The organism is Chitinophaga sp., from assembly GCF_036566945.1.
Taxonomy (GTDB): Bacteria; Bacteroidota; Bacteroidia; order Chitinophagales; family Chitinophagaceae; genus Chitinophaga.
Window position 1 is genome coordinate 1 of the sequence record NZ_DATCVJ010000452.1, and the last position, 24,873, is coordinate 24,873.

At 46.4% G+C, this 24,873-nt stretch carries 20 protein-coding genes and 1 pseudogene; 10 read left to right on the forward strand and 11 right to left on the reverse strand.

Annotated features, from left to right (window positions below):
• Positions 1 to 203 (forward strand): annotated as a pseudogene (locus VIP81_RS13815) (diaminopimelate epimerase); the annotation flags it as partial.
• Between the two features lie 89 nt (positions 204 to 292).
• Complete coding sequence (locus VIP81_RS13820; protein ID WP_331961511.1) at positions 293 to 1,471, forward strand: TDP-N-acetylfucosamine:lipid II N-acetylfucosaminyltransferase; 1,179 nt, start codon at positions 293 to 295, stop codon at positions 1,469 to 1,471.
• Positions 1,472 to 1,528: 57 nt separating this feature from the next.
• Here the strand turns inward: VIP81_RS13820 and VIP81_RS13825 are convergent, their stop codons facing one another.
• Positions 1,529 to 2,887, reverse strand: a complete 1,359-nt coding sequence (locus tag VIP81_RS13825) for a hypothetical protein (protein ID WP_331961514.1) — start codon at positions 2,885 to 2,887, stop codon at positions 1,529 to 1,531.
• A 218-nt stretch (positions 2,888 to 3,105) separates the two neighbouring features.
• Here VIP81_RS13825 and VIP81_RS13830 point away from each other — a divergent pair, with 218 nt between their 5' ends.
• Both VIP81_RS13830 and VIP81_RS13835 read left to right on the forward strand, forming a co-directional pair.
• Positions 3,106 to 4,044 (forward strand): magnesium transporter CorA family protein, encoded by a 939-nt coding sequence (locus VIP81_RS13830; RefSeq protein WP_331961517.1) that lies wholly within the window; start codon positions 3,106 to 3,108, stop codon positions 4,042 to 4,044.
• A gap of 19 nt (positions 4,045 to 4,063) precedes the next feature.
• Positions 4,064 to 4,516 (forward strand): NUDIX domain-containing protein, encoded by a 453-nt coding sequence (locus VIP81_RS13835; RefSeq protein ID WP_331961520.1) that lies wholly within the window; start codon positions 4,064 to 4,066, stop codon positions 4,514 to 4,516.
• Positions 4,517 to 4,624: 108 nt separating this feature from the next.
• Here the strand turns inward: VIP81_RS13835 and VIP81_RS13840 are convergent, their stop codons facing one another.
• Positions 4,625 to 5,425 (reverse strand): queuosine precursor transporter, encoded by an 801-nt coding sequence (locus VIP81_RS13840; protein ID WP_331961523.1) that lies wholly within the window; start codon positions 5,423 to 5,425, stop codon positions 4,625 to 4,627.
• Positions 5,426 to 5,662 carry a hypothetical protein gene (locus VIP81_RS13845; RefSeq protein WP_331961526.1) on the reverse strand — a complete coding sequence of 79 codons (237 nt, stop codon included), beginning with the start codon at positions 5,660 to 5,662 and terminating at the stop codon, positions 5,426 to 5,428.
• 108 nt (positions 5,663 to 5,770) lie between these two features.
• Here VIP81_RS13845 and VIP81_RS13850 point away from each other — a divergent pair, with 108 nt between their 5' ends.
• The gene (locus tag VIP81_RS13850; RefSeq protein ID WP_331961529.1) at positions 5,771 to 8,260 is read left to right on the forward strand and encodes a YfhO family protein; all 2,490 of its coding nucleotides are present in this window, start codon (positions 5,771 to 5,773) and stop codon (positions 8,258 to 8,260) included.
• 114 nt (positions 8,261 to 8,374) lie between these two features.
• Here the strand turns inward: VIP81_RS13850 and VIP81_RS13855 are convergent, their stop codons facing one another.
• The 6 genes from VIP81_RS13855 to VIP81_RS13880 all read right to left on the reverse strand — a co-directional run bounded on the left by VIP81_RS13855 (position 8,375) and on the right by VIP81_RS13880 (position 13,792).
• Positions 8,375 to 9,130 carry a glycosyltransferase family 2 protein gene (locus tag VIP81_RS13855; protein ID WP_331961532.1) on the reverse strand — a complete coding sequence of 252 codons (756 nt, stop codon included), beginning with the start codon at positions 9,128 to 9,130 and terminating at the stop codon, positions 8,375 to 8,377.
• Between the two features lie 8 nt (positions 9,131 to 9,138).
• On the reverse strand, positions 9,139 to 10,380 hold the full coding sequence (locus tag VIP81_RS13860; RefSeq protein ID WP_331961535.1) for a glycosyltransferase: 1,242 nt from the start codon (positions 10,378 to 10,380) through the stop codon (positions 9,139 to 9,141).
• A gap of 3 nt (positions 10,381 to 10,383) precedes the next feature.
• Entirely contained in the window at positions 10,384 to 11,382 is a 999-nt protein-coding gene (locus VIP81_RS13865; RefSeq protein WP_331961538.1) for a polysaccharide deacetylase family protein, read from the reverse strand.
• A 24-nt stretch (positions 11,383 to 11,406) separates the two neighbouring features.
• A complete protein-coding gene (locus VIP81_RS13870; protein ID WP_331961541.1) occupies positions 11,407 to 12,099 on the reverse strand; it encodes a methyltransferase domain-containing protein in 693 nt (230 codons plus the stop codon).
• Entirely contained in the window at positions 12,092 to 13,030 is a 939-nt protein-coding gene (locus VIP81_RS13875) for a hypothetical protein (RefSeq protein ID WP_331961545.1), read from the reverse strand. Before VIP81_RS13875 ends, VIP81_RS13870 begins: the two co-directional genes overlap by 8 nt.
• A 90-nt stretch (positions 13,031 to 13,120) precedes the next feature.
• Positions 13,121 to 13,792 (reverse strand): C40 family peptidase, encoded by a 672-nt coding sequence (locus VIP81_RS13880; protein ID WP_331961548.1) that lies wholly within the window; start codon positions 13,790 to 13,792, stop codon positions 13,121 to 13,123.
• 354 nt (positions 13,793 to 14,146) lie between these two features.
• On the opposite strand from VIP81_RS13880, the gene dnaE reads away from it, so the two are divergent.
• From dnaE to VIP81_RS13905, 5 genes are all read left to right on the forward strand, one after another.
• The gene (gene dnaE, locus VIP81_RS13885) at positions 14,147 to 17,791 is read left to right on the forward strand and encodes a DNA polymerase III subunit alpha (RefSeq protein ID WP_331961551.1); all 3,645 of its coding nucleotides are present in this window, start codon (positions 14,147 to 14,149) and stop codon (positions 17,789 to 17,791) included.
• 107 nt (positions 17,792 to 17,898) lie between these two features.
• Positions 17,899 to 18,216 (forward strand): thioredoxin, encoded by a 318-nt coding sequence (gene trxA / locus VIP81_RS13890; protein ID WP_079472839.1) that lies wholly within the window; start codon positions 17,899 to 17,901, stop codon positions 18,214 to 18,216.
• A gap of 262 nt (positions 18,217 to 18,478) precedes the next feature.
• Positions 18,479 to 20,620 carry a M43 family zinc metalloprotease gene (locus VIP81_RS13895; RefSeq protein WP_331961558.1) on the forward strand — a complete coding sequence of 714 codons (2,142 nt, stop codon included), beginning with the start codon at positions 18,479 to 18,481 and terminating at the stop codon, positions 20,618 to 20,620.
• Positions 20,617 to 21,798, forward strand: coding sequence for an aminofutalosine synthase MqnE (mqnE, locus tag VIP81_RS13900; protein ID WP_331961561.1), 1,182 nt, complete (start codon positions 20,617 to 20,619; stop codon positions 21,796 to 21,798). The genes VIP81_RS13895 and mqnE overlap by 4 nt, the downstream gene beginning before the upstream one ends.
• A gap of 12 nt (positions 21,799 to 21,810) precedes the next feature.
• Positions 21,811 to 22,338 (forward strand): DUF192 domain-containing protein, encoded by a 528-nt coding sequence (locus VIP81_RS13905; protein ID WP_331961564.1) that lies wholly within the window; start codon positions 21,811 to 21,813, stop codon positions 22,336 to 22,338.
• Positions 22,339 to 22,447: 109 nt separating this feature from the next.
• Here the strand turns inward: VIP81_RS13905 and VIP81_RS13910 are convergent, their stop codons facing one another.
• Both VIP81_RS13910 and VIP81_RS13915 read right to left on the reverse strand, forming a co-directional pair.
• On the reverse strand, positions 22,448 to 22,831 hold the full coding sequence (locus tag VIP81_RS13910; protein WP_331961567.1) for a GreA/GreB family elongation factor: 384 nt from the start codon (positions 22,829 to 22,831) through the stop codon (positions 22,448 to 22,450).
• A 67-nt stretch (positions 22,832 to 22,898) separates the two neighbouring features.
• Positions 22,899 to 24,455: an FMN-binding glutamate synthase family protein gene (locus VIP81_RS13915; protein WP_331961570.1), complete on the reverse strand. Its 1,557-nt coding sequence runs from the start codon at positions 24,453 to 24,455 to the stop codon at positions 22,899 to 22,901.
• Between the last annotated feature and the right edge of the window lie 418 nt (positions 24,456 to 24,873).

Sequence of the window (24,873 nt, forward strand, 5' to 3'; positions counted from 1 at the left end):
AAACCTATTCCTGCGGCACCGGCGTAACCGCCGCTGCTCTTACGTTTGCAGGCAAAGAAGAAAAAGAATATGTAGTACCCGTGCAAACTTTGGGCGGACAACTCGAAGTACGTTTTACCAAAACAAGCGAACGCACCTTCAGCGAAATATGGCTCTGCGGCCCCGCTACATTGGTATTTGAAGGAAATATTTCCGTTAAATAATGATACCCGCATTCAGCTGTTTTTGCCGGAACCTCCGGCAAAAACAGCTGGCTCTCACACCTATCCAATAGCAGCATAAACAGGATTGCATGAATTATCATTTAATGGTCGACGACAAGTTTATCAATGGCTTTATTCACGATGCAGAAAAAGTAGCACCCGGGAAAAATGTCTACCTCATTGATAACTGGAAAAACAAAGCAAAATTTGTAAAGTCCGACCTGGTAACTTTCGTACCCTTTTATACGCCGGCGTTTGCAGCTATTTTAAAGAAGGTAACGGACAAAGACAGGGTATTTGTTCACTGGGCCTCCGATCTGGCCGTAAAAGCCGTGCTAAGCCTCCCTCCCAACGTTACCACGGGCATGTTCTTCTGGGGCGGCGATGTGGTCGAAATCCCCGCCTTCCGCTTCAAGAAAACGATTTACGGCCCCCTGAGCCTGGAATACTTTGAAAAAAATGAGGAACGCCCCAAACTGAAGTTCAATCCCATGCGGCCCAAAAGGGTACTAACGTCCTTCGCCCAACGCTTTTTTAATTACAAAGGACCAGATCGCGAAATTGCCCGCACCCGGGAACGCTTTTTTAAAAGGTTAAACCTCTTCCTCCACTGGAGCCACATCGATTACCAATGGTTGTTGAATCACTACACCACTCCGGCGGAACATAAATATTTCTACTACGACGTAGGCCAAAAGCCGGACGCTGCCGAACAGGCACTCATGAATGCGCCCAAAGACAACAGCATTACCACTATCCTGCTGGGCAATTCAGATACCATCACCAATAACCACCTTGAAGCACTGCAAGCCTTGTCTGCCTACAAAAACCAGCCCATCAAACTGGTTATCCCCCTGAACTATGGCAACGATAAGTATGCTGACCTCGTGGAAAAAGAAGCCATCCGCATCTTTGGCGCCGATAAAGTAATGGCACTACGTACTTTCATGCAGCGCGATGAATACTATAAAATGCTCGCCCAGGTAGATGTGTCAGTAATGTTCCATTATCGCTCCCAGGCCGCCGGAAACGTACTGGCATTACTGTACAGAGGCAAGAAAGTGTTCATTCATGGCAGAAGTACCCTGTACCAGTTACTGCACACCAATGATATCGCCGTGTTCGACTCCGCGAAAATTGGAGAAATGGATTTTAAGGAGTTTAAAGCACCGCTGGATCAGGGCGCCATCGATAAAAATATTGATATCGTAAACAGACTCTTTAACGAGGACGAGAAACTCGAATCACTGAAACAGGTGTTGAATTAAAGTGTTTATTTTTGGTGTGGTATCACAAGATGTGATACCACTGCTGCTCCTGCCAACCTACTTTCTTCCCCTCAACTTATTAATCGTACTATACACCGTACTGTTAATATCATCAGACACCTTCAGCGCCAATATCAGCGACGCAAATATCAGGGTAAACAACGCCCCTTTAATCGCAATATCAATAATCGGATGTACTATAAACGGGATCCATATCGTACCCAAATAAGCCGCCAGCGCCACACCTATTGCTTTCAACGTATTCACAGTAAAAGGCTGTAAGCCAAATTTCACCCAGATAAACACATACCGGATCAGGTTAAACACAAATATGGAAAGCAACTCGGCATATCCAGAGCCGTCCATACCAAAATCACGAATCAGGAAAAAATTCAGCGGGAAAGACAACGCCAGCAATACGATAGAGCTGTACAAATCATAACGCCAAAGACGGGACGTAGCCAACACCTGGCTGTTCAACCCCGTTCCCATATCAATGATCCTGGCTATACAAATGTAGAACAGCACATACTTACCCCGACTGTACCCCTCTGGTAACAACTGGAAAAAACTATCAATATTCAGCCAGATAATGAGAAAAATAAACAATCCATAAATCAACTGCAGCAACGACGACTTCGTATACACCTCGTCTATCTTCTTCATATCCCGCTCCTTCCATGCCTGCGCCAATACCGGCAAACCGATAGCGGAAATACTACGCTGCGGAATCAGGATCAGCGTCGATACATATGTCACAATGATGAGATAGGCCACATCTTCCAGTCCCGTGGTACTGGCCAGAATCAGTGGCGCAATATTTTTCGCCAGCAACGAAAATAAGATCGCTCCCAGCAACGAAAATGAATATGTAGCCATCCGCCCGGACAATCTGCGCGTTACCTTACTTACCTTGAAAGTGAAATGCAGAAAGTGATGCTGATGCAGATATATCATTAATGCCAGCAGCAATACACCATATAACAGCGAAAACAACCAGAAGAACGTATTCAGATCAATCCATCTGAAGTAGTAGGCCGCAATCAATACGGCAGTGAGTAAACGCAGGACCAGCTCCTTCAGGAAATTCGGAAACACCGACAAATGCCTGGAACCACTGTAACTCTCAAAAACAGCAAATAGCGCAAGTAAAAAAACGTTGGGATATAACAGGTAGAAATAAGTGATAAACAAAGGCGACTTCTCTATGTACGCCGCGATGATCATGCCCTTGAAAAAAAAGGTCCCCACCACAAATAATCCAAACCCCACCACCGTCGCCAGCAGCGCCCAGGTTAACATATCGTTATCTTTATCCTTCAGATGACTCGAATAATAGGGGAAAAACCGGCTGATAGTAGGCACGGCACTCAGGGTACAAACAGGCACCAGGATCATGGCAAGTTCAGGTAACATACGTGTCAGCCCAAACTGCTCCTTGCTGAATATATGGGGAAATAAGAAAACAATATTAATACCTCCTATCGCAAAACCAATGTAAATCAGTAATGTCGAGTTTATACTCTGTTGTTTTATAACTCCCATTTATATATAAATAAATTTAACTATTCCGGAATGTGCAATATTACGCCAAATGGAAACAGGATTCAACATTTTAACTACCTTTGCGCCCGATGATCCAGTATTTCACAAATATAGATTCCAAAACTGTAGAAATAAAACAACCTGAAAACGGCGTCTGGGTAAATATTACCCCGCCCCTTAAACAGGCCGAGTTTGAACAGTTATCCGAGGAGCTGGATATTCCCCTCGACTTCCTCACGGATTCCCTCGATATTGACGAAAAATCAAGGTTTGAGCTGGAAGACAATGTGAAACTCATTGTACTGAAAACGCCGACCGAAAATTATTCGATCAACGAAAGTGAAGCCTTCTATATCACCATTCCGATTGTGATTATTCTGACGCACCATCAGATCATCACGGTCAATTCTTTCGATAACACCGCCATCAAAAAATTCCTGAACACCTTTCATAACCGCTCCCTGGAGAAAAGGAATATGATGGTGCTCAAAATATTTGAGAAAGTAGTGATCAACTTCCTCGATTACCTGAAGGAAATTAACCAGCGCAGAAATATGCTGGAAGCTAAACTCTACGACTCCAACCGGAACGAAGAGCTACTCGGTATTATGCGGATCCAGAAAAGCCTGGTGTACTTCGTCACTGCCCTGCGCAGCAACGAACTCCTGCTGATGAAACTGGAACGTACTAATTTCCTGGGCCTCAACGAGGATGAAAAGGAATTCCTGCAGGATCTGATTGTAGATACTTCACAGGCGCTGGAAATGGCCAACGTATATACCAACATTCTCAGTAGTACCATGGATGCCTTTGCCAGCATCATTTCCAATAACCTGAATGTGGTGATGAAACGACTAACCTCTATCACCATTATCCTTACATTTCCTATGCTGGTGGCCAGTATCTATGGCATGAACGTAGACATTCCCTATCAGCATACCATGCACGCTTTTTATATACCGGTCATTCTTTCTATCGCTATTTCTGTAGTGATCAGCTGGTATTTTATGAAGAAGAAATGGTTCTAACCCTCATCTATACTTCACTATGCAAACAGGATTTAACGTAAGAGTATACGGCATCATGATCAACGATCACCAACAGGTGCTGGTCAGCGATGAATATATCCGTGGAGGTTACTATACCAAATTCCCCGGCGGCGGCCTGGAATTTGGAGAAGGTACCCTCGAATGTATTGTAAGAGAATGGCAGGAAGAACTGGGGCAGGATGTGAAAGTAGTGGAACATATCTACACTACAGACTTCTTCCAGATTTCTGCATTCGACAATGAAACCCAAATCATCTCCATCTATTACCTGGTAACGCCTACCTCGCCCTTTACCGCGAATGTAAGCACCGTGCCTTTTGATTTTACCGTACCGGAAGGTGTGGAAGAAGTAGAACGCGCCCGCTGGATAGACTGGAATGAGTTTTCCGCAGCAGCCGTTACTTTACCGATTGATAAAGTAGTAGCGGATCTTGTTAAAGAAAAATATTAGGGGATCAAAAAGCTGAAAGCAGCAAGCAAAAAGCTATTGAGGCGAATGACCAAGCAAAGAATAATATCCGCTTAGACCATTCGCCTCAATAGCTTTTTGCTTGCTGCTTTAAGCCTTCTCCTCCACCAACGGCTGTTCTTTCCCCATGGCCGCCAGCTTCATTTTCTTCGCCAGATCATGTCCCAGGTACTTTTCTATCCGGTGCTCCAGTAAATAGATCAACGGCGTAAGTGCTACTGCCAACACAAATTTATAGCTGTAGTTAACCATGCAAATGGCCAGTACCCGCTGCCAGCTCCAGTTATTCCCCAGCTTAAACGCAATAAATAATACAATGAAACTATCTACCAGCTGCGATACAACGGTAGACCCGGTAGCTCTGAGCCACACGTGCTTGTCGCCCGTTTGCCGTTTAATGCGGTGAAACACCGTCACATCCACGATCTGGCTCACCAGGAAAGCCGTTAGACTACCCAGGATAATCCACATGCCTTGTCCGAAAATACTGCTGAAAGCGGTCTGCATATTCGGTACACCATCCGCCGCCTTACTACCTATCCACCAGCTGTCTGCCGGCACACTCATAGCCACCAGGAACATAATGAAAGCGTAGGAAATCAATGCTACGGCGATGTAGGAAATACGGCGCACCGCCTTAGGCCCAAAATATTCATTCACAATATCTGTCATCACAAATTCCAATGGCCATAATAATACCCCCGCCGTTAAAGTATAGGATAAACCGCTTTCTCCAAACATCGTGAATTTATGAGGCGTGCCGCCAAATAATTGCTCCAGCGAAAACAGTTTACCGCCAATACATTCCGCGATGAGCGCGTTGGCCACAAAAAAACTGGTGAATATCACAAACAGTTTAGTGGGCTTGTCGTTTAACAGATTCCTGATCATTTAATAATTAACTATAAGTTGAAATATAAAAATGGCTACGTTGAGCAAATATAACCATGGCGGCAATGCCTTCCATTGTATTTTTTTTAACAACAACAGCAATCCTGTCAGCACACATACCAGCCCATTCAACGGGAACGCTATCCCCACACCCAATACCAGCACGTGATTCACGATGGTATCTAACGCATGATCATATACGGTAACACGCAGGATTTCACTGACTAAAAAGCACAAATTGCATATAAAAGCAAATTTTAAAAGGAACCGGATCCAGCGCATTATTGAAATTTCGGATAAATTACAGTTATTTTTGTTTCTTTAAAACTAAATCCAAAATATCCGATGAAGCAAAACTGGCTAAAAGCCATTCTTCCGCATCTTGCAGCAATAGGTATCTTCCTCTTGCTGACAGTGGTGTATTGTTCTCCCGTCCTGGAAGGCAAAGTTGTAAACCAGGCCGACATGAAGAATGTGGAGGGAATGGCGAAAGAGGCAAAGGACTATTATGAAGCAACCGGTGAACGCCCTCTATGGACCAACAGCATGTTCTCAGGCATGCCCTCTTATGTGATTTATACCGGTCCTGGTACTAATAGAATAGCGTACATGAACTCGGTGCTCACGCTGAAAACGCCGTTCCCTATTAATATGCTGTTCCTTGCCATGATGAGCATGTATCTGCTCTTATGCATACTGGACTTTAAATACTGGATCCGCGTCATGGGTGCCATTGCCTTTGCATTTTGCTCCTATAACGTGATCATCATCGACGTAGGTCACATCACCAAAATGTTCGACATTGCCCTGATGCCTGCGGTACTGGCAGGTATCATCCTCACCTACAGAGGCAAACTGCTCACCGGCGCGGCATTAACGGCCCTCGCTACCGGTATGCTCATCTACAATAATCACCTGCAGATCATCTACTATACACTGATCATGGTGGCCTGTCTCGCTATAGGCGCCTTTATTCATGCCTATAGGGAGAAGCAACTGCCCACATTTTTTAAAGCATCCGGTCTGCTGGCCATCGCCGGTACACTGGCTATCCTTACGTCTATGGACAGCCTCCTGATGCTCCATGAGTATGCCGAGTATACCATGCGCGGCAGCAAATCAGAACTGACCCTCGACCAGGGCGATGTAGCGCAAAAGAAATCTACCGGTCTGGATATTGATTATGCATACGACTGGAGCTATGGTAAAGCAGAATCAGGCACCTTGCTCATCCCTGGTTATGTAGGCAATTCCTCTGCCCAGAAACTGGGCAGCAGCTCTAATTTCGCCCAACAGATGATAAGTCTGGGTGTACCAGCCGCCCAGGTAGACCAGTTCCTGGAACAACAGAAACTACCGGTTTACTATGGTGCACAATCAAAAGGTACCTCCGGTCCTGTATATGTTGGGGCTATCATCTGCTTCCTTTTCGTATTGTCGTTACTGTTAGTAAAGAGCTGGCATAAATGGTGGCTCGTTGCCGTTACCGTGATCGGCTTTATTCTGGCATGGGGTAAAAACATGGCATTCATCAACGACTTCCTGTTCTATCATCTTCCACTCTACAATAAATTCCGTGCACCAGCGCAGGCGCTGGTCCTGCCTTCCCTTACCTTTGTGGTACTGGGATGCTGGGGCTTACAGGAAGTAGCGGCCGGCAAACTGACCAAAGACGTATTGCTGAAAAAACTGAAAGAAGCTTTACTGATTACCGGCGGAATACTCCTGGGCTTTGTGTTGATCAGCTACTTCTTCACCGGCTTCAGCAGCGCCAGCGATGCCAGCATGCTCCAATACTTCGGCCAAATGATGGGAGGCGAAGAAAATGGTAAACTCCTGATCCGTGCACTGGAAAAAGATCGCAGCAGCCTGCTCATCAAAGATGCCTTCCGTTCTGCCATATTCATTCTCATCGCAGCAGGCGCCATCTGGGCTTTCCTGCAAACAAAAATAAAATGGCAAACCGCCGCGCTGATCATTACAGCTGCTGTTGCCATTGACCTGTTACAGGTAGATAAAAATTACCTGAATAACGACAGCTTCGTAGATGATATGACCTATATGCAGGTAATGCAGCCATCCGCAGCAGATCAGCAGATCAAGCAGGACCCGGATCCATACTACCGCGTATTCAATCTTACTACCGCTCCGTTCGACGATGCTGCTCCTTCCTATTTTCACAAAAACATCGGCGGCTATAGCCCGGCGAAACTGTGGATATACCAGGATCTCATCACCCATCAGATCTCCAAACAAAATATGCGCGTGCTGAACATGCTCAACACGAAGTATTTTATTGTACCTGATCAAAAAAGCGGACAACCGGTAGCACAACGCAACCCCGGCGCTTATGGTAACGCATGGTTTGTAAAAGATATCATCTGGGCGCCCGATGCCAATACAGAAATGAAAACGCTGGACTATCTGAACTCCCGCGACTCTGCTGTTATCGACAAACGCTTTGCATCACAACTGGGAAACTTGAAACCCGGCGCAGATAGCACCGCTTCCATCATGCTCTCCAAGTACGGCCTTAATAAACTGGAATATGTTTCGCATAATCCACAGGATGGTTTTGGTGTGTTCTCTGAAATATACTACCCTGCTGGCTGGAAAGCATTCATCGATGGCAAGCCCACCGATATCATCCGCACCGACTATGCATTACGGGGTATGAAAATTCCTGCAGGCGATCATAAAATTGAAATGCGGTTCGAACCAACCAAAATATTCACTGGTCTGAAAATCTCCAACATTTCTTCGATCCTGTTACTCCTGCTGGTGGCCTCCATCTTTGGATGGGAGCTTTTCAGGAGCATAAAGCAGAAAGCATAAAGCAAAAAGCTATTAAAGCGAATGACCGAAGCAATACTAAACCAATTAGTCGCTTCGGTCATTCGCTTTAATAGCTTTTTGCTTTATGCTTTCTGCTTTATGCTTTATGCTTAACTAATACTTCTTGGCAAAAATATACCGCAACCCAATAAACAAATGATGCGCAAAATTAGGAATATGCCCATAGTATCGGCTCAATATCTTATATCGCTCCTTCCAGGCGAGCTGCTGATGCTGCTTGGAAGTGCCGCCCACCCTGAATCGCGCCACTACCTCGTGTGTATGACAAATGTTCCGGGACGCTTTCAACGTGCGGATCATCCAGTCTATATCTGCACAAACTTTATATTGTAAATCATACAACGGGCTTAAACTGCGTCGGATCACATATGCCTGATGCGACACCACCATGCCATGTTTCAGACTTTTCCAGGTGAGCTGATCCGGCACCTGGTGCGGCGTTTGCGTTGATCGCAACCCAACATCCACCCCGTTTTCATCCATGAACATAGCCTCTCCGTAATATACATCTGCGTCGGCGCAGGTAGCAAACATTTTACGGACTACATCGGCATCTGCCAGTACATCATCGGCATTCAGAAACAACAGGTAATCGCCTGTAGCCAGCTGCATGCCTTTATTCATGGCATCATACAGGCCCTTGTCTTTTTCAGAAACAATGGTAGCAATACGGGAACGGTATTTTTCAATCACACCCATGGTATTGTCTTTGGACGCGCCATCCACAATAATGTATTCAATCTGCGGATACGTTTGCGACAGCACACTTTGAATGGTGCTTTCGATGAATTTTTCCGCATTAAAACATACGGTAATAATGCTCAATACCGGGTTCGCTGGTCTGTTCATGTAAATAATTATAGTGGTTCCTTTATCACGGATTGAAACAACTCATAATACTGTGCTGCCACCACCTTCATGCCAAAATGCTGCTCCACATAGGTTCTGGCCTGTTTACCAAACTGCCGGCAGGTGGCCGGATCGTTCAGCAAAGACAAAGTTTGCGCGGCAAATTGTTCTTCCTGTCCCGGTGCAATTACATAACCTGTTTCCCCATCCTTTACTATTTCCCTGCAACCGCCTACATCAAAAGTAATACAAACCGTTTCGCAGCTGCCGGCTTCTATTAACACATTAGGCAGGTTATCTGCTTTGGTGGGATAAACGAAAACATCGCTTGCGCTATAGCACTGTATCATTTTTTGCGTATCCTTTACATAACCAGTATACACGCATTCCAGGTGTTTAAAAGTGCCCGGTAAACGATCCTTGCCTATCATAAGCAAATATACTTTGCGGTCCAGCTGTTCATCCAGCAGGTGCAAAATACGCAGTAGTGAAGCGCCGCCCTTAAACTCACTGTTAAACAGGCGTTCAGACACGAAGCTAATCACGGGCGCATCGGCAGGTAACCCCAATGCCTGTCTGGACAAGGCTTTATCCTGTGGCTGGAAGTACGCTGTGTCAATGGGATTGGGAATATGATACAGCGGCTCTTCCCTCGTAAGCGGACTTTCCATGGTCATATCATATAACCATTCAGAAGGCGATACAATATGCAGATCACTGGCAGCGTATAGCCGTTGCTTTCTGCGCATCAGGTAATTACCGGTAGGCAATCCCATAGAGGGGGCATGCTTATGCTCCGATTTGCCTGCCCTGCCCGATTTCCAGGCCGTATCGCCAAAAGTATGAGCCGCATTACCGGTCAATGCCCACATATCATGCAGCGTCCATACAATGGGCGCTACCACAGATAAACGCGGTAATAACGTGGTGTCAAAATAGCCACCGTGAATATTATGTAAACTGATCACATCCGGTTTAAACGCATGCGCCGCACGCATAATCGCCGGAGAAGAAAAGGGAAAATAGAGGTATTGTAATCCAATCCTGTTGCTGAGTACATTCAGCCCTCTTTCTATCACGTTGCGCACCATACCGGGCCGGGTCACCGTTACATCTGCCGATGCCTCATGGGTACCCACCACAAAATGATTCTGCGTATGATAATACTGCGAGAGCCCTGCCGCTATTCGTTGTGCCGCAATAGCAGCACCACCGCTGTTCTCATATTTATTGATAAAAAGTATTCTCACCCGCTAGTATTTAAAGAACTGTTGCATATGCCGACGAAACACGTCGATAGGCCAGTCACGCACCAGGATACGCGGCAATGCATACGGATTGCTCCAGGTATGTACCTGCCCGTAGTAATTGGCTGTTACCAGCTGTAAACCCAGTGCCTTACAGGCTTTTATACTGTCTGCGTTGTAATAGCGTTTGCTACCCAAAAATTTCCGGCCACCAAAAGGATAGGAAAAATGTTCCTGCGGCGTACCCAACGCCCCTTCCAGTATTTCTTTAGACATCCCTATTTCGGTATACTGCTCTTCATAGCTCAGCATGCCTACGGCAGGATGCCGGTGGGTATGACAACCAATCGTAGCATAGTTGGCGCCACCCATGGCCTTTACTTCCTCCCAGGTCATAAGCCGGTGCGAAGCCCGTCCGTTGGCATCTTTGCCGGACCACTCATATAATTGTTCCATCGCCGATTCAATCATGGCCGGCTTGCAAAAACGCAGCACCTGCTGCAGGGCATAATACGTTTGCCGTATAGCCGTGAGCGTTCCCGTAGCATATTGCCAGGACTGACCATTGATCGTAATATGTAATTCAGGTGGCAGATTCCCATCGGTCAGCAGTATGCGTTCCAGGTCATCCCACCATAACTCGTAGTTCGTATTAATCTTCGATGTGGTAATATAAAACAAGGCAGGTACCTCATGTTTGGTTAACAACGGTAATGCCTCGTGATAATTATCCGCATAGCCATCGTCAAACGTTATAAACACGGACCTTTCCGGGAAAGGCTTTTTATTTTTTACATGATATAAAAAACGATCAGCATCCAATACATGGTAGTCGGATGCCAGATGGGTGAGCTGTGCATTGAAATTGGCGGGGGTAACAGACAGTTCCTGTGGGTCCTGCTGCAGGGTGGTCACGCGGTGATACAATAAAACGACCGCCGGACGCTGCACTTTGTTAGCCACATAGTGCATGACTGAAAATACTTTTTGACTCACGTTTCCCATCAGATAGTGCTACATTTTATCGTGTTACGCCTTTACGGCCCTCACAGCAATGATAATCGGATAGACCGGATCCTGATAATTTAATTCTTCCGGTAATAATTCCTCCGCTGAAATCCCCTGTAGAATAGCAGTGCAGGTGAGTACATTACCGTAAGAAATGATCTCAATATTTGCTTCCCCAAAAATTTCACCAAATACTTTGGCCGCCGATTGCGCGGTAAAGCGCCAATAGTCGCCCCAGCGCTGCTGATCATAAGCCGATATCTGGGTGGCGCCGGCCAGTGTAGCCAGCAATACACCACCCGGCTTTAACAGGTGATGCGCCCCTTCAATAGCGGTTTTAAAATCGTAAATGAAGTTAAAGGTCTGCGTACATATGAAGCAGTCAATTTTATCCGCAGGCAAGGAAGTCTTATCCGTCAGGTCACCAATGATAGTGACGTGCGCGCCTGCCTGTACATGCAGCACTTCAAAATGACTGACCTGCGCTCCAAATTGCTTTGAATAACTGCTCTCTGCTATTTCCAGTACATGACCATGAATATCTGCCCGGTATGCATCCAGAAAGGCAGCGATGTAATGACGGTCTACTGGTGTGCCCCTGTTCCATCCAAAAGAAGGAGACACCGGTTGCAGCTTTCTCAAATTATCCCAGGATACCGGCGAAATCACGTCCCGCTTTACTTTTCTGAATATGTTCCGAATTACTTTAAGCATGGCCAGTTATTTTTCTCCAGTATTGTGTAAGCCTGTTTTTAATCTTTGCGGAAATAGTCATGCCGGCATTATCCCGCAGGAACCTGGCAAACACTTTTTCCATGAGCAGGTTATTCTCTACCGGGATATCTCCTACCGGCACAGGTGCCTGATATATCTCTGTATATAACCAATCTATTTCATTATAATGATGCGTAGCAGCTGCTACGTTACCATCGTGTCTGACAAGCGATTTTACGGGGTACAACGTAAGCATGTCGTACAGATAGGCAGTAGCCCTCCAGCGGATCGCCCAGGAGCTTACTTTCCCATTCTTATGCTGATGCAGCATTCTGAAAAAAGGATAAGCTCCCCAGAAATCAAATGCCCGTTTCAACCCTTTCAGTTTTATCAGCTCCATCACTTTATCCGTATCCGGCTCAAATTTATTCCAGGCCCTACTCCAGGTACCCCATCCGAGACTGCCCGGATCATGCACCAGGAACGTAGCCGCGGTATAATCTGCCGGCATCTTAAACGGATACAGATAGCCATGCACCGCTAACAACCTTTTGTCGTCCGCATATTTAGTGAGCGCATCGTTCATATATTTCAGGAAGAAGGGCGACACGGTAAGGTCATCTTCCAAAACAATAATTTTACCATGCTTACCAATAACTTCCGTTACCCCATCAATCACAGATGTAGCCAATCCCTTGTTTTTCTCTGCTTCCAGGATCACTACCTTACCGCACCATTGCTGACTATGCACCACTTCCCGCACCTGTTTTACCAGCTGCAGCTGTTCCGGAGAAGCACCTGCTTTGGCGCCATCACAATACACATACAAGGTGCTTTCTTTCGCTTCCTCATTCCTGCTCAGATGCTGCAAGGTGTTGAGCGTCAAATCAGGCCGGTTGTATACGAATAATACGATAGGAGCGAATTCCATGATATGAAAAAGTCCTGCGCAGGGCAGATGGTTAAGGTTAAAAAGTAAAAATCGTATAAAATTAACAATAAAACAAATGTGTAGAAAGGGTTACAATCTTCCTCCGCCTGCAAAATATCGCTTCCAGTAAGGCTCTTTCAGATCACTGATCATTACGCCTGCGCTGGTAGATGCATGTACAAATTTATCGTTCTCCAGGTAGATGCCCACATGAGAAATCCGCTTCTTGTGAATCCTGAAAAACACCAGGTCACCTTCATGCAAATCACGTACAGGTAATCTTTTCACCTGTGTATAAAGATCGGTGGAATTGCCGGAGAGCCCCAGCTGAAACACCGCATTCATCAACGTATTTACAAACCCGGAACAATCAATGCCGGACCTGGTTTTCCCTCCCAAACGATAAGGAGTGCCCCACCATTCTTCAATAAAACTGTACAACTTCTGATTCAATACATCTTCCACAGGAACATCCAGTAACTGTGCATATTTAAATTGCCAGCTCTGTGCATTTTCCAGGTTGGCACTGCCCCTGGTAATGTTTCTGCTGATGCTGACATCTTTATTGTTATAATTACTACTGCTGCCCGAACGACGATTAGTGGCAATGCCATCTATAAATTCAATAGGTCTGTTGTTAGCGGTGGCAGCTGTTGTGGTGGATTTTTTACTGTTGGTACTTTTCTTAAGTGATGCGCAGGAACTAAGTGACAATGCACAAATCGATAACTTCACAAATAGATGTCCCTTTACTCTGATCATAATCGTCTGGCTAAATTTTCGCTAAAATACAAATATATAGGTAATTACGAATTACAATATTGCGAGAAGCGGAGGTGGGCGCCTTCGGCGCCTGTCTTTGTTCAGGATTTGGATGATTATGATGATTGTACTGATTTTATCCTTTTCTGATAAATATCTTTATCATTTATATAAATAGGTTCACAAAAGAGACAAGCATCTGTAAAAAAAAATAAAATCAAAAAATCATCATAATCATCCAAATCCTGGACAAAGACAAGCGCCGAAGGCGCTCCCCTCCCCCTCCTTCAAACTCTAAATTCCAAAATCCGAAAATGATCTTTACTTTTGTCGTTTGACGAAATAGATTAGCAGATGAACTTTTCCCACTTACACGTACATACGCAATACTCATTACTGGATGGTGCCGCCGACATCAAATCGCTGTATAAAAAGGCGATGTCTTCCAATCAGCCTGCATTGGCGATTACAGACCATGGTAATATGTTTGGCGCATTTCAGTTTGTGGCGGAAGCTTATAATAATAAGTTAAATCCAGGCGATCCGAAAGATAAAAGACTAAAAGTAAAACCCATTGTAGGCTGCGAATTTTACGTGGTGGAAAACCGCCATAAACGTGCGTTTACAAGGGAAGAAAAAGATGTACGTTATCACCAGGTATTACTGGCCAAAGACGATGAAGGTTATCGCAATCTCATCAAACTCTGTTCCCTCGGATATATGGAAGGCCTCTATGGTAAATATCCACGTATCGATAAGGAACTGGTACTGCAATATCACAAGGGACTGATTGCTACTACCTGCTGCCTCGGTGCTTCTGTTCCCCGCATCATCCTCCGCAAAGGAGAAGAAGAAGGAGAGAAAGAATTCCGCTGGTGGCTGGATATTTTTGGAGAAGATTTTTATGTAGAACTGCAACGCCACGGTATTCCGGAGCAGGAACAGGTAAATGTAGTATTACTGCGCTTTGCGGAGAAATACAATGTAAAAGTAATCGCCTCCAACGATTCCCACTACGTAGATCAGGCAGATGCCAACGCACACGATATCCTGCTTTGTATCAACACCGGCGAAAAGAAAAGCACGCCTACCAATAAAGATTTTTCGGACGATGACTCCGCCGGTCCAAAGAACAGGCGCTTCGCTTTTTATAACGACCAGTTCTATTTCAAGACGACGGAAGAAATGACCAAATTGTTTCATGATCTTCCGCAGGCCATTGACAATACCAACGAAATTGTAGATAAAGTGCAGCTGCTGGATCTCAAAAGAGATATCCTCCTGCCCAACTTCCCGATCCCAAGAGAATTCATCACCCAGGACCAGTACCTGCGCCACATCACCTACGAAGGTGCCCGCAACCGGTACCAGGAAATGACCGCCGATATTGAAGAACGTATCAACTTTGAATTACAGGTAATCGAAAACATGGGTTTTGCCGGTTACTTCCTCATTGTGGCCGACTTCATCAAGGCCGGACGTGAACTGGGCGTATTCATAGGCCCCGGACGTGGTTCCGCTGCCGGCTCGGCAGTGGCCTACTGTATCGGTATTACCAATATAGATCCCATTAAATATAACCTGCTGTTTGAGCGTTTCCTGAATCCGGAACGTAAGAGCATGCCCGATATTGATACGGACTTCGATGATGAAGGCCGTCAGAAAGTAATTGACTACGTAGTACAGAAATACGGCCGTAACCAGGTGGCGCAAATCATCACCTATGGTACCATGGCAGCCAAGATGAGTATCAAGGACGTGGCCCGCGTAATGGACCTTCCACTCGTGGAATCCAATATCCTGGCCAAGATGGTACCAGACAAGCCCGGTATTCAGCTGGACCGTATCTTCAACGCACCACTCGAAGGAGAAAAAAGCCTGGCCGATAAAGAAGGTCTCGCTGGTGAAGACATTGAAAACGTAAAAAAACTGCGGGAACTCATCAAAGGAGATGACCTGCAGGGGGAAGTACTCCGCGAAGCCTGTGTACTCGAAGGCTCCGTGCGGAACACCGGTATCCACGCGGCAGGCATCATCATTGCCCCGCAGGACCTGTACGATCTCATTCCCGTATCTACCGCGAAAGACTCCGACCTGCTGGTAACACAGTTTGAAGGAAGCATCATCGAGTCCGCCGGTGTTATCAAGATGGACTTTTTGGGGCTGAAAACCCTGACCATCATCAAAGGTGCGCTGGAACTCATCCGCCAGAACCATGGCATCACCATCGAAATAGATAATATTCCGCTGGACGATGCCAAAACATATGACCTGTACCAGAAAGGGGAAACCAACGCCACGTTCCAGTTCGAGTCGCCTGGTATGCAGAAGTACCTGCGCGAACTGAAACCGGATAGGTTCGATGACCTCATTGCGATGAACGCCTTGTACCGCCCGGGACCACTGGAGTATATCCCGTCCTTTATCCGTCGTAAACACGGACTGGAGCCGGTACAATACGATATCGCCGAAATGGAGGAATACCTCAACGATACCTATGGGATCACGGTATACCAGGAACAGGTGATGTTGCTGAGCCAGAAACTGGCAGGCTTCTCCAAAGGTGATGCGGATGTACTCCGTAAAGCCATGGGTAAAAAACAGATCGCGGTACTGAATAAGATGAAGGCGCAATTCATGGAAGGCTGCGCCAAAAATGGCCACGATCCTAAAGTATGCGAAAAAGTATGGACCGACTGGGAAGCCTTCGCCTCCTACGCCTTCAATAAATCCCACTCTACCTGTTATGCTTTCGTAGCCTACCAGACCGCTTACCTGAAAGCCCACTACCCTTCTGAATATATGGCTGCTGTACTGAACTGCGCCAGCAATATTGAAAAGATCACCTTCTTCATGGAAGAATCCAAACGCATGGGCATCGATGTATTGCCGCCCGATGTGAATGAATCTTTCAAAGGTTTTGCGGTGAACAAGCAAGGCCAGGTCCGCTTCGGACTTGGAGGACTGAAAGGTGTGGGTGAGGCCGCTATCGAAAACCTGCTGGAAGAGCGGAGAAAAGAGGGCCCTTTCAAAAATATCTTCGACTTTATCAAACGCGTAAACCAACGCGCTGTTAATAAAAAGTCACTGGAAGCCATGGTGATGTCCGGGGCTTTCGACAGCTTCCCGGAACTGCACCGGGCACAATACTTCCACAAACCGGAAGGGGAAGCCCTCACCGGCCTCGATAAAATTGTGAAATTCGGTCAGCAGGTAACTGCCGGCTCCTCCAATATGGGCAGCCTCTTTGGCGCCGATGATATGCCGGACGTGGAACCACCCAAGATTCCACCCTGCGATCAATGGCCACTGATCATGAAGCTGAACAACGAAAGAGATATCACCGGGATCTACATCTCCGGACATCCACTCGATGATTATCGCTTCGAAATGAAACACTACCACATGAACTCCGTACAGGAGCTGGTAGAATACCAAACAGAAATAGCCCAGCCCGGAGGCAGCGGAGGCCGCTCCAGGGAACGCAATTTCAGACTGGCAGTGTATATCACCAATGCCCAGGAGAGAATTTCCCGCAACAACCGGCAGTTTGGGGTCATGACCATCGAAGATTACACCGGCAAATTTGAATTCGCCCTGTGGAGCGAAGACTTTATCCGCTTTGCCCCCTACCTGAAACCGGGACTTTGCCTGTTTATCAATGGAGGCTTCAAGTCTAAACGTTTCAATGACAACGAATATGAGTTTAAAGTAAGCGGGATCCAACTGCTGCAGGAGGTAAAGAAAACACATACCAAACAGGTATATCTCAATACAATGCCCAAGTGTATCAACAAACAAACCGTTGATTTCCTGGTAGACAATGTAAACCGCTTCCCGGGCAATAGCGTCCTGCACGTACACCTGACTGACCGGGATGACCAGACACAGGCAAAATTGCATACTTTCAACCGTAATATTGAGATGAATGACGAGTTGGCGGGCTTCCTGCATAAACAGCCGGATATTGATGTCTATATCGAGATTATCAATAAGTAGGATGCCAAAAATGCAGTAATTTGCACTCGGATCAAGATTTGATCATAAGATAACACGAATCAGAAAATCAAAACAATCGTTAAATAAAACATTTTAAATCACAGAATATGGCTTTAGAAATCACTGACGCGAACTTTGAAACGGAAGTTCTGAATTCCGATAAATTAACTGTTATTGACTTCTGGGCAGAATGGTGTGGCCCTTGTCGCGCTATCGGTCCGGTAATTGAAGAATTGTCTAAAGATTACGCAGGTAAAGTAAATATCGGAAAGGTTAACGTGGATCAGAATCCACAACTGTCTGTAAATTACGGTATCACCAGCATCCCGGCTATCCTTTTCGTGAAAGGTGGCCAGGTAGTTGACAAACAAGTAGGCGCCGTGCCTAAATCCGTACTGGATAAAAAAATACAGGCCAATATGTAATTTTTATAAAAACTGAGTTTAGGAGCGTTCCGGTTTATTCCGGAGCGCTTTTTTTGTCTTACTCAGGATTATACTGATTTAGATGATTTACAGGATTTTTTTATGGATTAGTAAGATTTTAAAAAGATTAGCGAAGATCAACAACCAACAGTATTAATCTTCGCTAATTTTTTAAACCTAAAAAAATCCTGTAAATCATCTAAATCAGTATAATCCTGAGTAAGACAAAATTCGCGTATCTTCATTTGCAAAATCTACTTTTTTGCGTCATAACTTTATTATCCTTCTTACCTTTTTTTCCTGCGCTACTGCTGTGGCACAGCGTAAATGCGGTACAGCCGAAGCCTTACAACAACGGGTAAAAGAAATCCCCCGCCTCCAGGAACTCCTTCAGAAAAATGAAACATTGATGGTGCAGGGACAAAGCCGGCAACGCCTTCGTGCACGCCCGGAAGCCACTCCGGAAATTGTGACCATTCCCGTAGTCGTGCATGTAGTGCTGGATGATACCACCCTCGTCACGGAGGCACAGGTGCAGTCACAACTGGATGTGTTGAACCGCGACTATAACAGTGGCAATCCTGACGTGTCTCAGGTACCTGCCGTGTGGAAGCCATTGATCGGGAATGCAAAGATCTATTTCTGTCTCGCCCAACGAACACCGGAAGATGAACCCTCCAATGGTATGGTGAAAGTGAAAACGGCACCGCGACAAAGTTTCTCTATCAACAACGGCGCTGCCGATGCAAAGTATACTTCCACTGGTGGCTCTCCTGCATGGGACCCGTCCAAATACCTGAATATATGGGTAACCCGTCTTTCCGGTAATTACCTGGGCGTAGCCGCTCCTCCCGGTACCGGCTATCCGCAGGAACAGGAAGGCGTAGTAGTGCAATACACTGCCTTTGGCACCACTGGCAGCGTGAGCGGCGTGTATAACCTTGGGAGAACAGCCACCCATGAAATAGGCCATTATTTTGGTTTAAAACATATTTGGGGAGATGATAACGGCAGCTGTAGTGTAGATGATGGGATCACCGATACGCCGCTACAAGGGGATAATACTTACGGATGCCCTACGTTTCCTAAACTGGATAACTGCAGCAGCAACAGCCCGGGCATTATGTTCATGAACTACATGGATTATACCGATGATGCCTGCATGCACCTTTTTACCGCCGGACAAACAGACCGGATGCGTTTTGTACTGGAAAACATCGTTCCCAGTCTGATGACCTCTGATGGCTGCGTACCGCCATTGCTGGTCAATAACGACGCATCGGTGGCAGGCATCAGCAGTCCCTCCGGTAAAATATGCGACAACCATATTACGCCGGTAGTAGTGCTGCGCAATCGCGGCAGCAATGCGCTGACAGCAGTAACCATCTGGTACCAGTTGAACAGCGGGCCACTCACGTCCTATAAATGGACCGGCAACCTGGCTAGTTTGCAACAAACCAATGTGACCCTGCCGGGTACTGATGTGACCATTAACAGCTATAACCTGAATGCCTATACGCAATCTCCTAACGGACAACCGGATGCCAATGTATCCAACGATACAGCGAATATCCGTTTCCGTTATGAGGCAGAAGCGACACTTCCATTTGCACAGGGCTTTGAAGACGACAGCTTTCCGCCTCCGGGCTGGGACCTCTATAATCCCGACCACAGCTTTACCTGGGAGCGTTCCCGCGATGTAGGTAAAGGCAGTAATGCTTCCGCCCTGATCCGGAACCTGGGCTATAATACCAACGACCAGACCGATGACCTCATTACACCGGTCATTGATCCGCAGGGACATGATTCGGTATTCCTGTTTTTCGATGTGGCTGCTGCTGTATATTCCGACCCGGCTACTACCGGCATTTCCTGGGATACCTTGCAGGTGCTGGTCACTACTGACTGCCGGCAAACCGGCACCATGCTCTACTCCAAATGGGGACCTAACCTGATTACCCGTGCTAAACCTATCCAGACAGAATTCGTTCCGCTGGCCAGTGAATGGCGCCGGGATTCGGTGGATCTGACCGCTATTTCACATCAAGGAAAATTTCAGGTAGCATTCAGAAATGTCTCAAATTCAGAGAATAATATCTATATAGATAATATAAATATTGTCACGAAAGATGTCAACCCGCTGCTGCGGGAAAAGGGCGTTTTAGTCAACCCTAACCCCACCACCGGTGTTTTCTGGGTAACATTTTACCAGGTACCGGAAGACCTGTTGCAGGTATCTGTTTACAACGCAGCGGGGCAGTTCCTGATGAGCCGGGCAGCAGCAGAAATGAGTGCAGGCAACCGGCTTACCTTTAATTTGGTAAATGAGCCAAATGGTGTTTATTTTGTAAAATTAATTTACAGGAACAGGGCCAACACCATTAAATTAATGAAAGTAAGATGACGATGAGACAAGATATTCCGGCTGTTCAAATGCTTCTTCAGCAAGCCAACTTAGATGCAGAATTGAAGCGCATTGCAGAAAAGATCCTTCAACAGGAAAGAATTACACCCGACGAGGGGCTAATCTTATTTGAGAAAGGCGATATCGGCCTTTTGGGAGCTTTAGCCAATCATGTGCGGGAGCGAATGCACGGTGACAAGACTTACTTCAACCGTAACTTTCACATAGAACCTACCAACGTTTGCGTCTTTACCTGCCACTTCTGCTCCTATTCCCGTCTGTATAAAAACAGGGAAGATGGATGGGAACTGAGTATAGATCAGATGATGGACATCGTTAAAAAATACGATAACCAACCCGTTACCGAAGTACATATAGTAGGCGGCGTACATCCTAAAATGCAGCTGGACTTTTTCGTGGAACTGATCAAACAAATCAGGGCCCATCGTCCGGACCTGCACATCAAAGGCTTTACTGCCGTGGAATTGGATTATATGTTCCGCAAAGCTAAAGTAAGTGTAGACGAAGGCATGCGCATTCTCAATGAAGCCGGCCTGCAATCTATGCCTGGCGGCGGCGCAGAAATCTTCGCACCGGAAGTACGTGCTAAAATATGCCACGATAAAGTAGATGCCGACGGATGGCTGGCCATTCACAAAGCAGCTCACCTCCGTGGTATGCACACCAACGCAACAATGTTGTACGGCCACGTGGAATCCTTTGCAGACCGCATCGATCACATGGAACGCTTACGCTCCCTGCAGGATGAAACCGGTGGCTTCAATACTTTCATTCCACTGAAGTTCCGCAATAAAGGCAATGATATGTCTGATATTGCAGAAAGCTCCATCGTGGAAGACCTCAGACTGTACGCGATTGCCCGTTTATACATGGACAACTTCCCCCACCTGAAAGCCTACTGGCCTATGCTGGGAAGAAATACCGCACAACTGACCCTCTCTTTCGGTGTAAATGACCTGGATGGCACTATCGACGATACCACCAAGATATATTCTATGGCTGGTTCCGAAGAACAAAATCCATCTATGAACACCGCCCAGCTGGCCATGCTCATTAAACAAGCCGGCAGAAGACCTGTAGAAAGAGATACCGTTTACAACGAAATAAAAGATTACACTGAAGTAGTTTTTTCTGATGAAGAATTACTGACCAAATAGTACTTCTATCTTATGCAACTACACCTGAAATGTGTACTGATCGCCAGTTTATATGCAGCCGGCTGTCACCAGAATACAGGCAACAATAACAGCAATGCGGTGGATACCAGCACGGTAACCACCACAGAAGCAGCGACAGAAACGTCCAATGGCACCGCTTTTAAAAAGCAGGGCACCCTGGCTTTTCTGTCAAAATCCGGTGCCGATACCCTGCGTAAAATTGATATACAACTGGCCCAAACAGACGAACAACGTAGTGATGGACTCATGTATCGTAAATCAATGACAGATGAACAGGGCATGCTCTTTATTTTTCCGGATATGGAAGAACGCGCCTTCTGGATGAAAAACACCTACATCTCCCTGGATATTATCTACATTGATGATAACATGGAAATAGTGTCCGTTCAGAAATATGCTACCCCGCTGTCGGAAGAGAGCTTACCTTCCTACAAGAAAGCGAAATATGTGCTGGAGGTAAACGGAGGATTCTGCGATAAGTATCACATCGCTTACGGCGATAAGATAGCGTACCAATAGGAAAGCAGAAGGCATAAAGCATAAAGCAAAAAGCTATTGAAGCGAATGAACTAAGCGAGTAATATTTTTCGCCCTGTTCATTCGCTTCAATAGCTTTTTGCTTTATGCTTTACGCCTTCTGCTCACCAACGATCGCTGGCCCCACGCTCAAAACACGCAGCTGCGTTTTTCCGGCAGGGACTTCCCAGTCAATCACATCGCCGGTACGGTAACCTAATAAGGCAGTGCCTATGGGCGACAGAATCGATAATTTACCTTCCTGTAAATTGCTCATCGCCGGTAATACCAGCTGTACACTCCGTACGGTGCCGCTACGCTCATCTCTGAACTGCAACGTTGAATTTACCTGTACTACGTCGTCAGGTACCTTACCCTTTTTAACCACTGCCCGCTCCAGCTCTTCTTTCAGCTTGTCGGTAGCAGGTGCTTCGTAGCACAGGGTTTTAAGGATTTCGTAATCATGTAGGGACACAATAATCTGTTTCTTTTTCATGATGAACGTTTTTATAAATGGATAAAGCTGTTGGCTTCTAATAGCTAACAGCAGCTTCGGCAAAGCCTTAGCTCTTCGCTTCTAATAGCTGATAGCTAACAGCTAATGGCTGTTTCGGTGCATATATTTCTTCGTAAGATCGTATATCCGTTCTGGTTACTCTTCTGTATAAAGCGGCAGGACTCACCTTCTCTGCCGAAGCAAAGCCGCAGGCGCCCATCAGCTCTGCCAGTGCTGCAATGGTGTTACGATGGTAGTTAGCCACGCGTACCCGTTTATCGGCCACATTCACGCCCTGGTAAAGCGTAGGCTCCTGGGTAGCCACACCTACCGGGCAGCTGCCGCTATCGCATTGCAATGCCTGGATACAGCCTAAAGCCAGCATCATGCCACGGGCACTATAACAGGCGTCTGCCCCCATGGCCAATACCTTCATGATGTCAAAGCCGGTAATAACTTTACCACTGGCCATAATGCGGACATGCTGTTTCAGCTTGTAATGCCGCAGCAGGTTGATCACCAGCGCCAGTGCATCATACAAAGGCATCCCGATGGAGTCGGTAAATTCCAGCGGCGCCGCACCAGTACCACCTTCTGCACCGTCTACTGTGATAAAGTCAGGATAAATACCTGTGTTTACCATGGCCATGCAAATACGCTCAAACTCATCAGCACGGCCTATGCACAGCTTAAACCCGACTGGCTTGCCGCCGGAAAGCTGACGCAGCTGCTGTATAAAAGCCAGCATTTCATATTCATTGGTGAAGGCCGTATGCGCGGCGGGCGATAATACACTAACACCCGCTTTTACATTACGGATGGCCGCAATTTCAGGTGTATTTTTAGCAGCAGGCAACACCCCACCCTTACCGGGTTTGGCACCCTGACTCAGTTTCAGCTCAATCATTTTCACAGACGGCGCAGCGGCCGCAGTGGTAAATGTTTCCGGAGAAAAATTACCTTTTTCATCACGACAACCAAAATAACCGGTACCTATCTGCCAGATCAGGTCGCCCCCATGCTGCAAATGGTAAGGACTAATCCCTCCTTCGCCGGTATTATGGGCAAAACCGCCTATCTGGGCGCCTCCGTTCAGGGAAGCAATGGCCGTTTTACTCAAGGCGCCATAACTCATGGCGCTCACATTGAGTAAACTGGCACTATAAGGATGATCACATTGTGCATTGCCGATGTTGACTCTTAGGTCTTCCGCTTTTACTTTGGTTGGAAACGCTGTATGGGCGGCCCATTCGTAGCCCGGCTCATACATGTTATCCAATGCGCCGAAAGCAACGGTTTGTTTCACATCTTTGGCGCGCTGATACACCACCGCACGCTGACGACGGCTAAACGGTCTTCCATCTGTATCTGATTCAAAAAAGTACTGGCGCATTTCCGGCCTGATCTGCTCCAACAGGTAACGCAAACGTCCCAGCAATGGGTAGTTGCGCAACAAAGCATGTTTTCCTTGCAGCCGGTCGTACAATGTCAGCAAGGTAATTCCCACTGCCACCGGCAACAGAAACCATCCTGTTAAATATCCACGATAAAGGCTTGCAGCGACACTCGCATCCAGCAACAGGCATAAAAAATAAACTGCCCATCGTGCTATCCGATGATTCATAAAACTGTTTTTATAAGATTGTTTTGGAAAATACTAACGGAATAAAACTACATAGGTAGTCATCCCCCCGGGTACAACGCTTTATAAACTAAAAGTTGCCCGGGATTAAGTGTTGAAGTCTTTAGGACAGGATAAGAACGGCAACAGGAACCCGCAAGTGCGTTTGAACGCAAGGGCTGTGTTTTGAAAGAGTAATATGGTAGTTGCCGGATTCAATTAATAATTAATTGTAATCCGGCAAATATAAGACTTTTATTTCCAACAAACTATCAATTCGACAATTCCGGTGCCGTGAATGGCTTCTGACGACCCGTATTAGCCTTACGCACCTGCTGTATATCAGCAGCAGTGACTTTATCGGCTTTGTTTTTCCAGGCGCTGCGCAGGAAGGTCAGCAGCTGTGCAATGTCTGCATCGC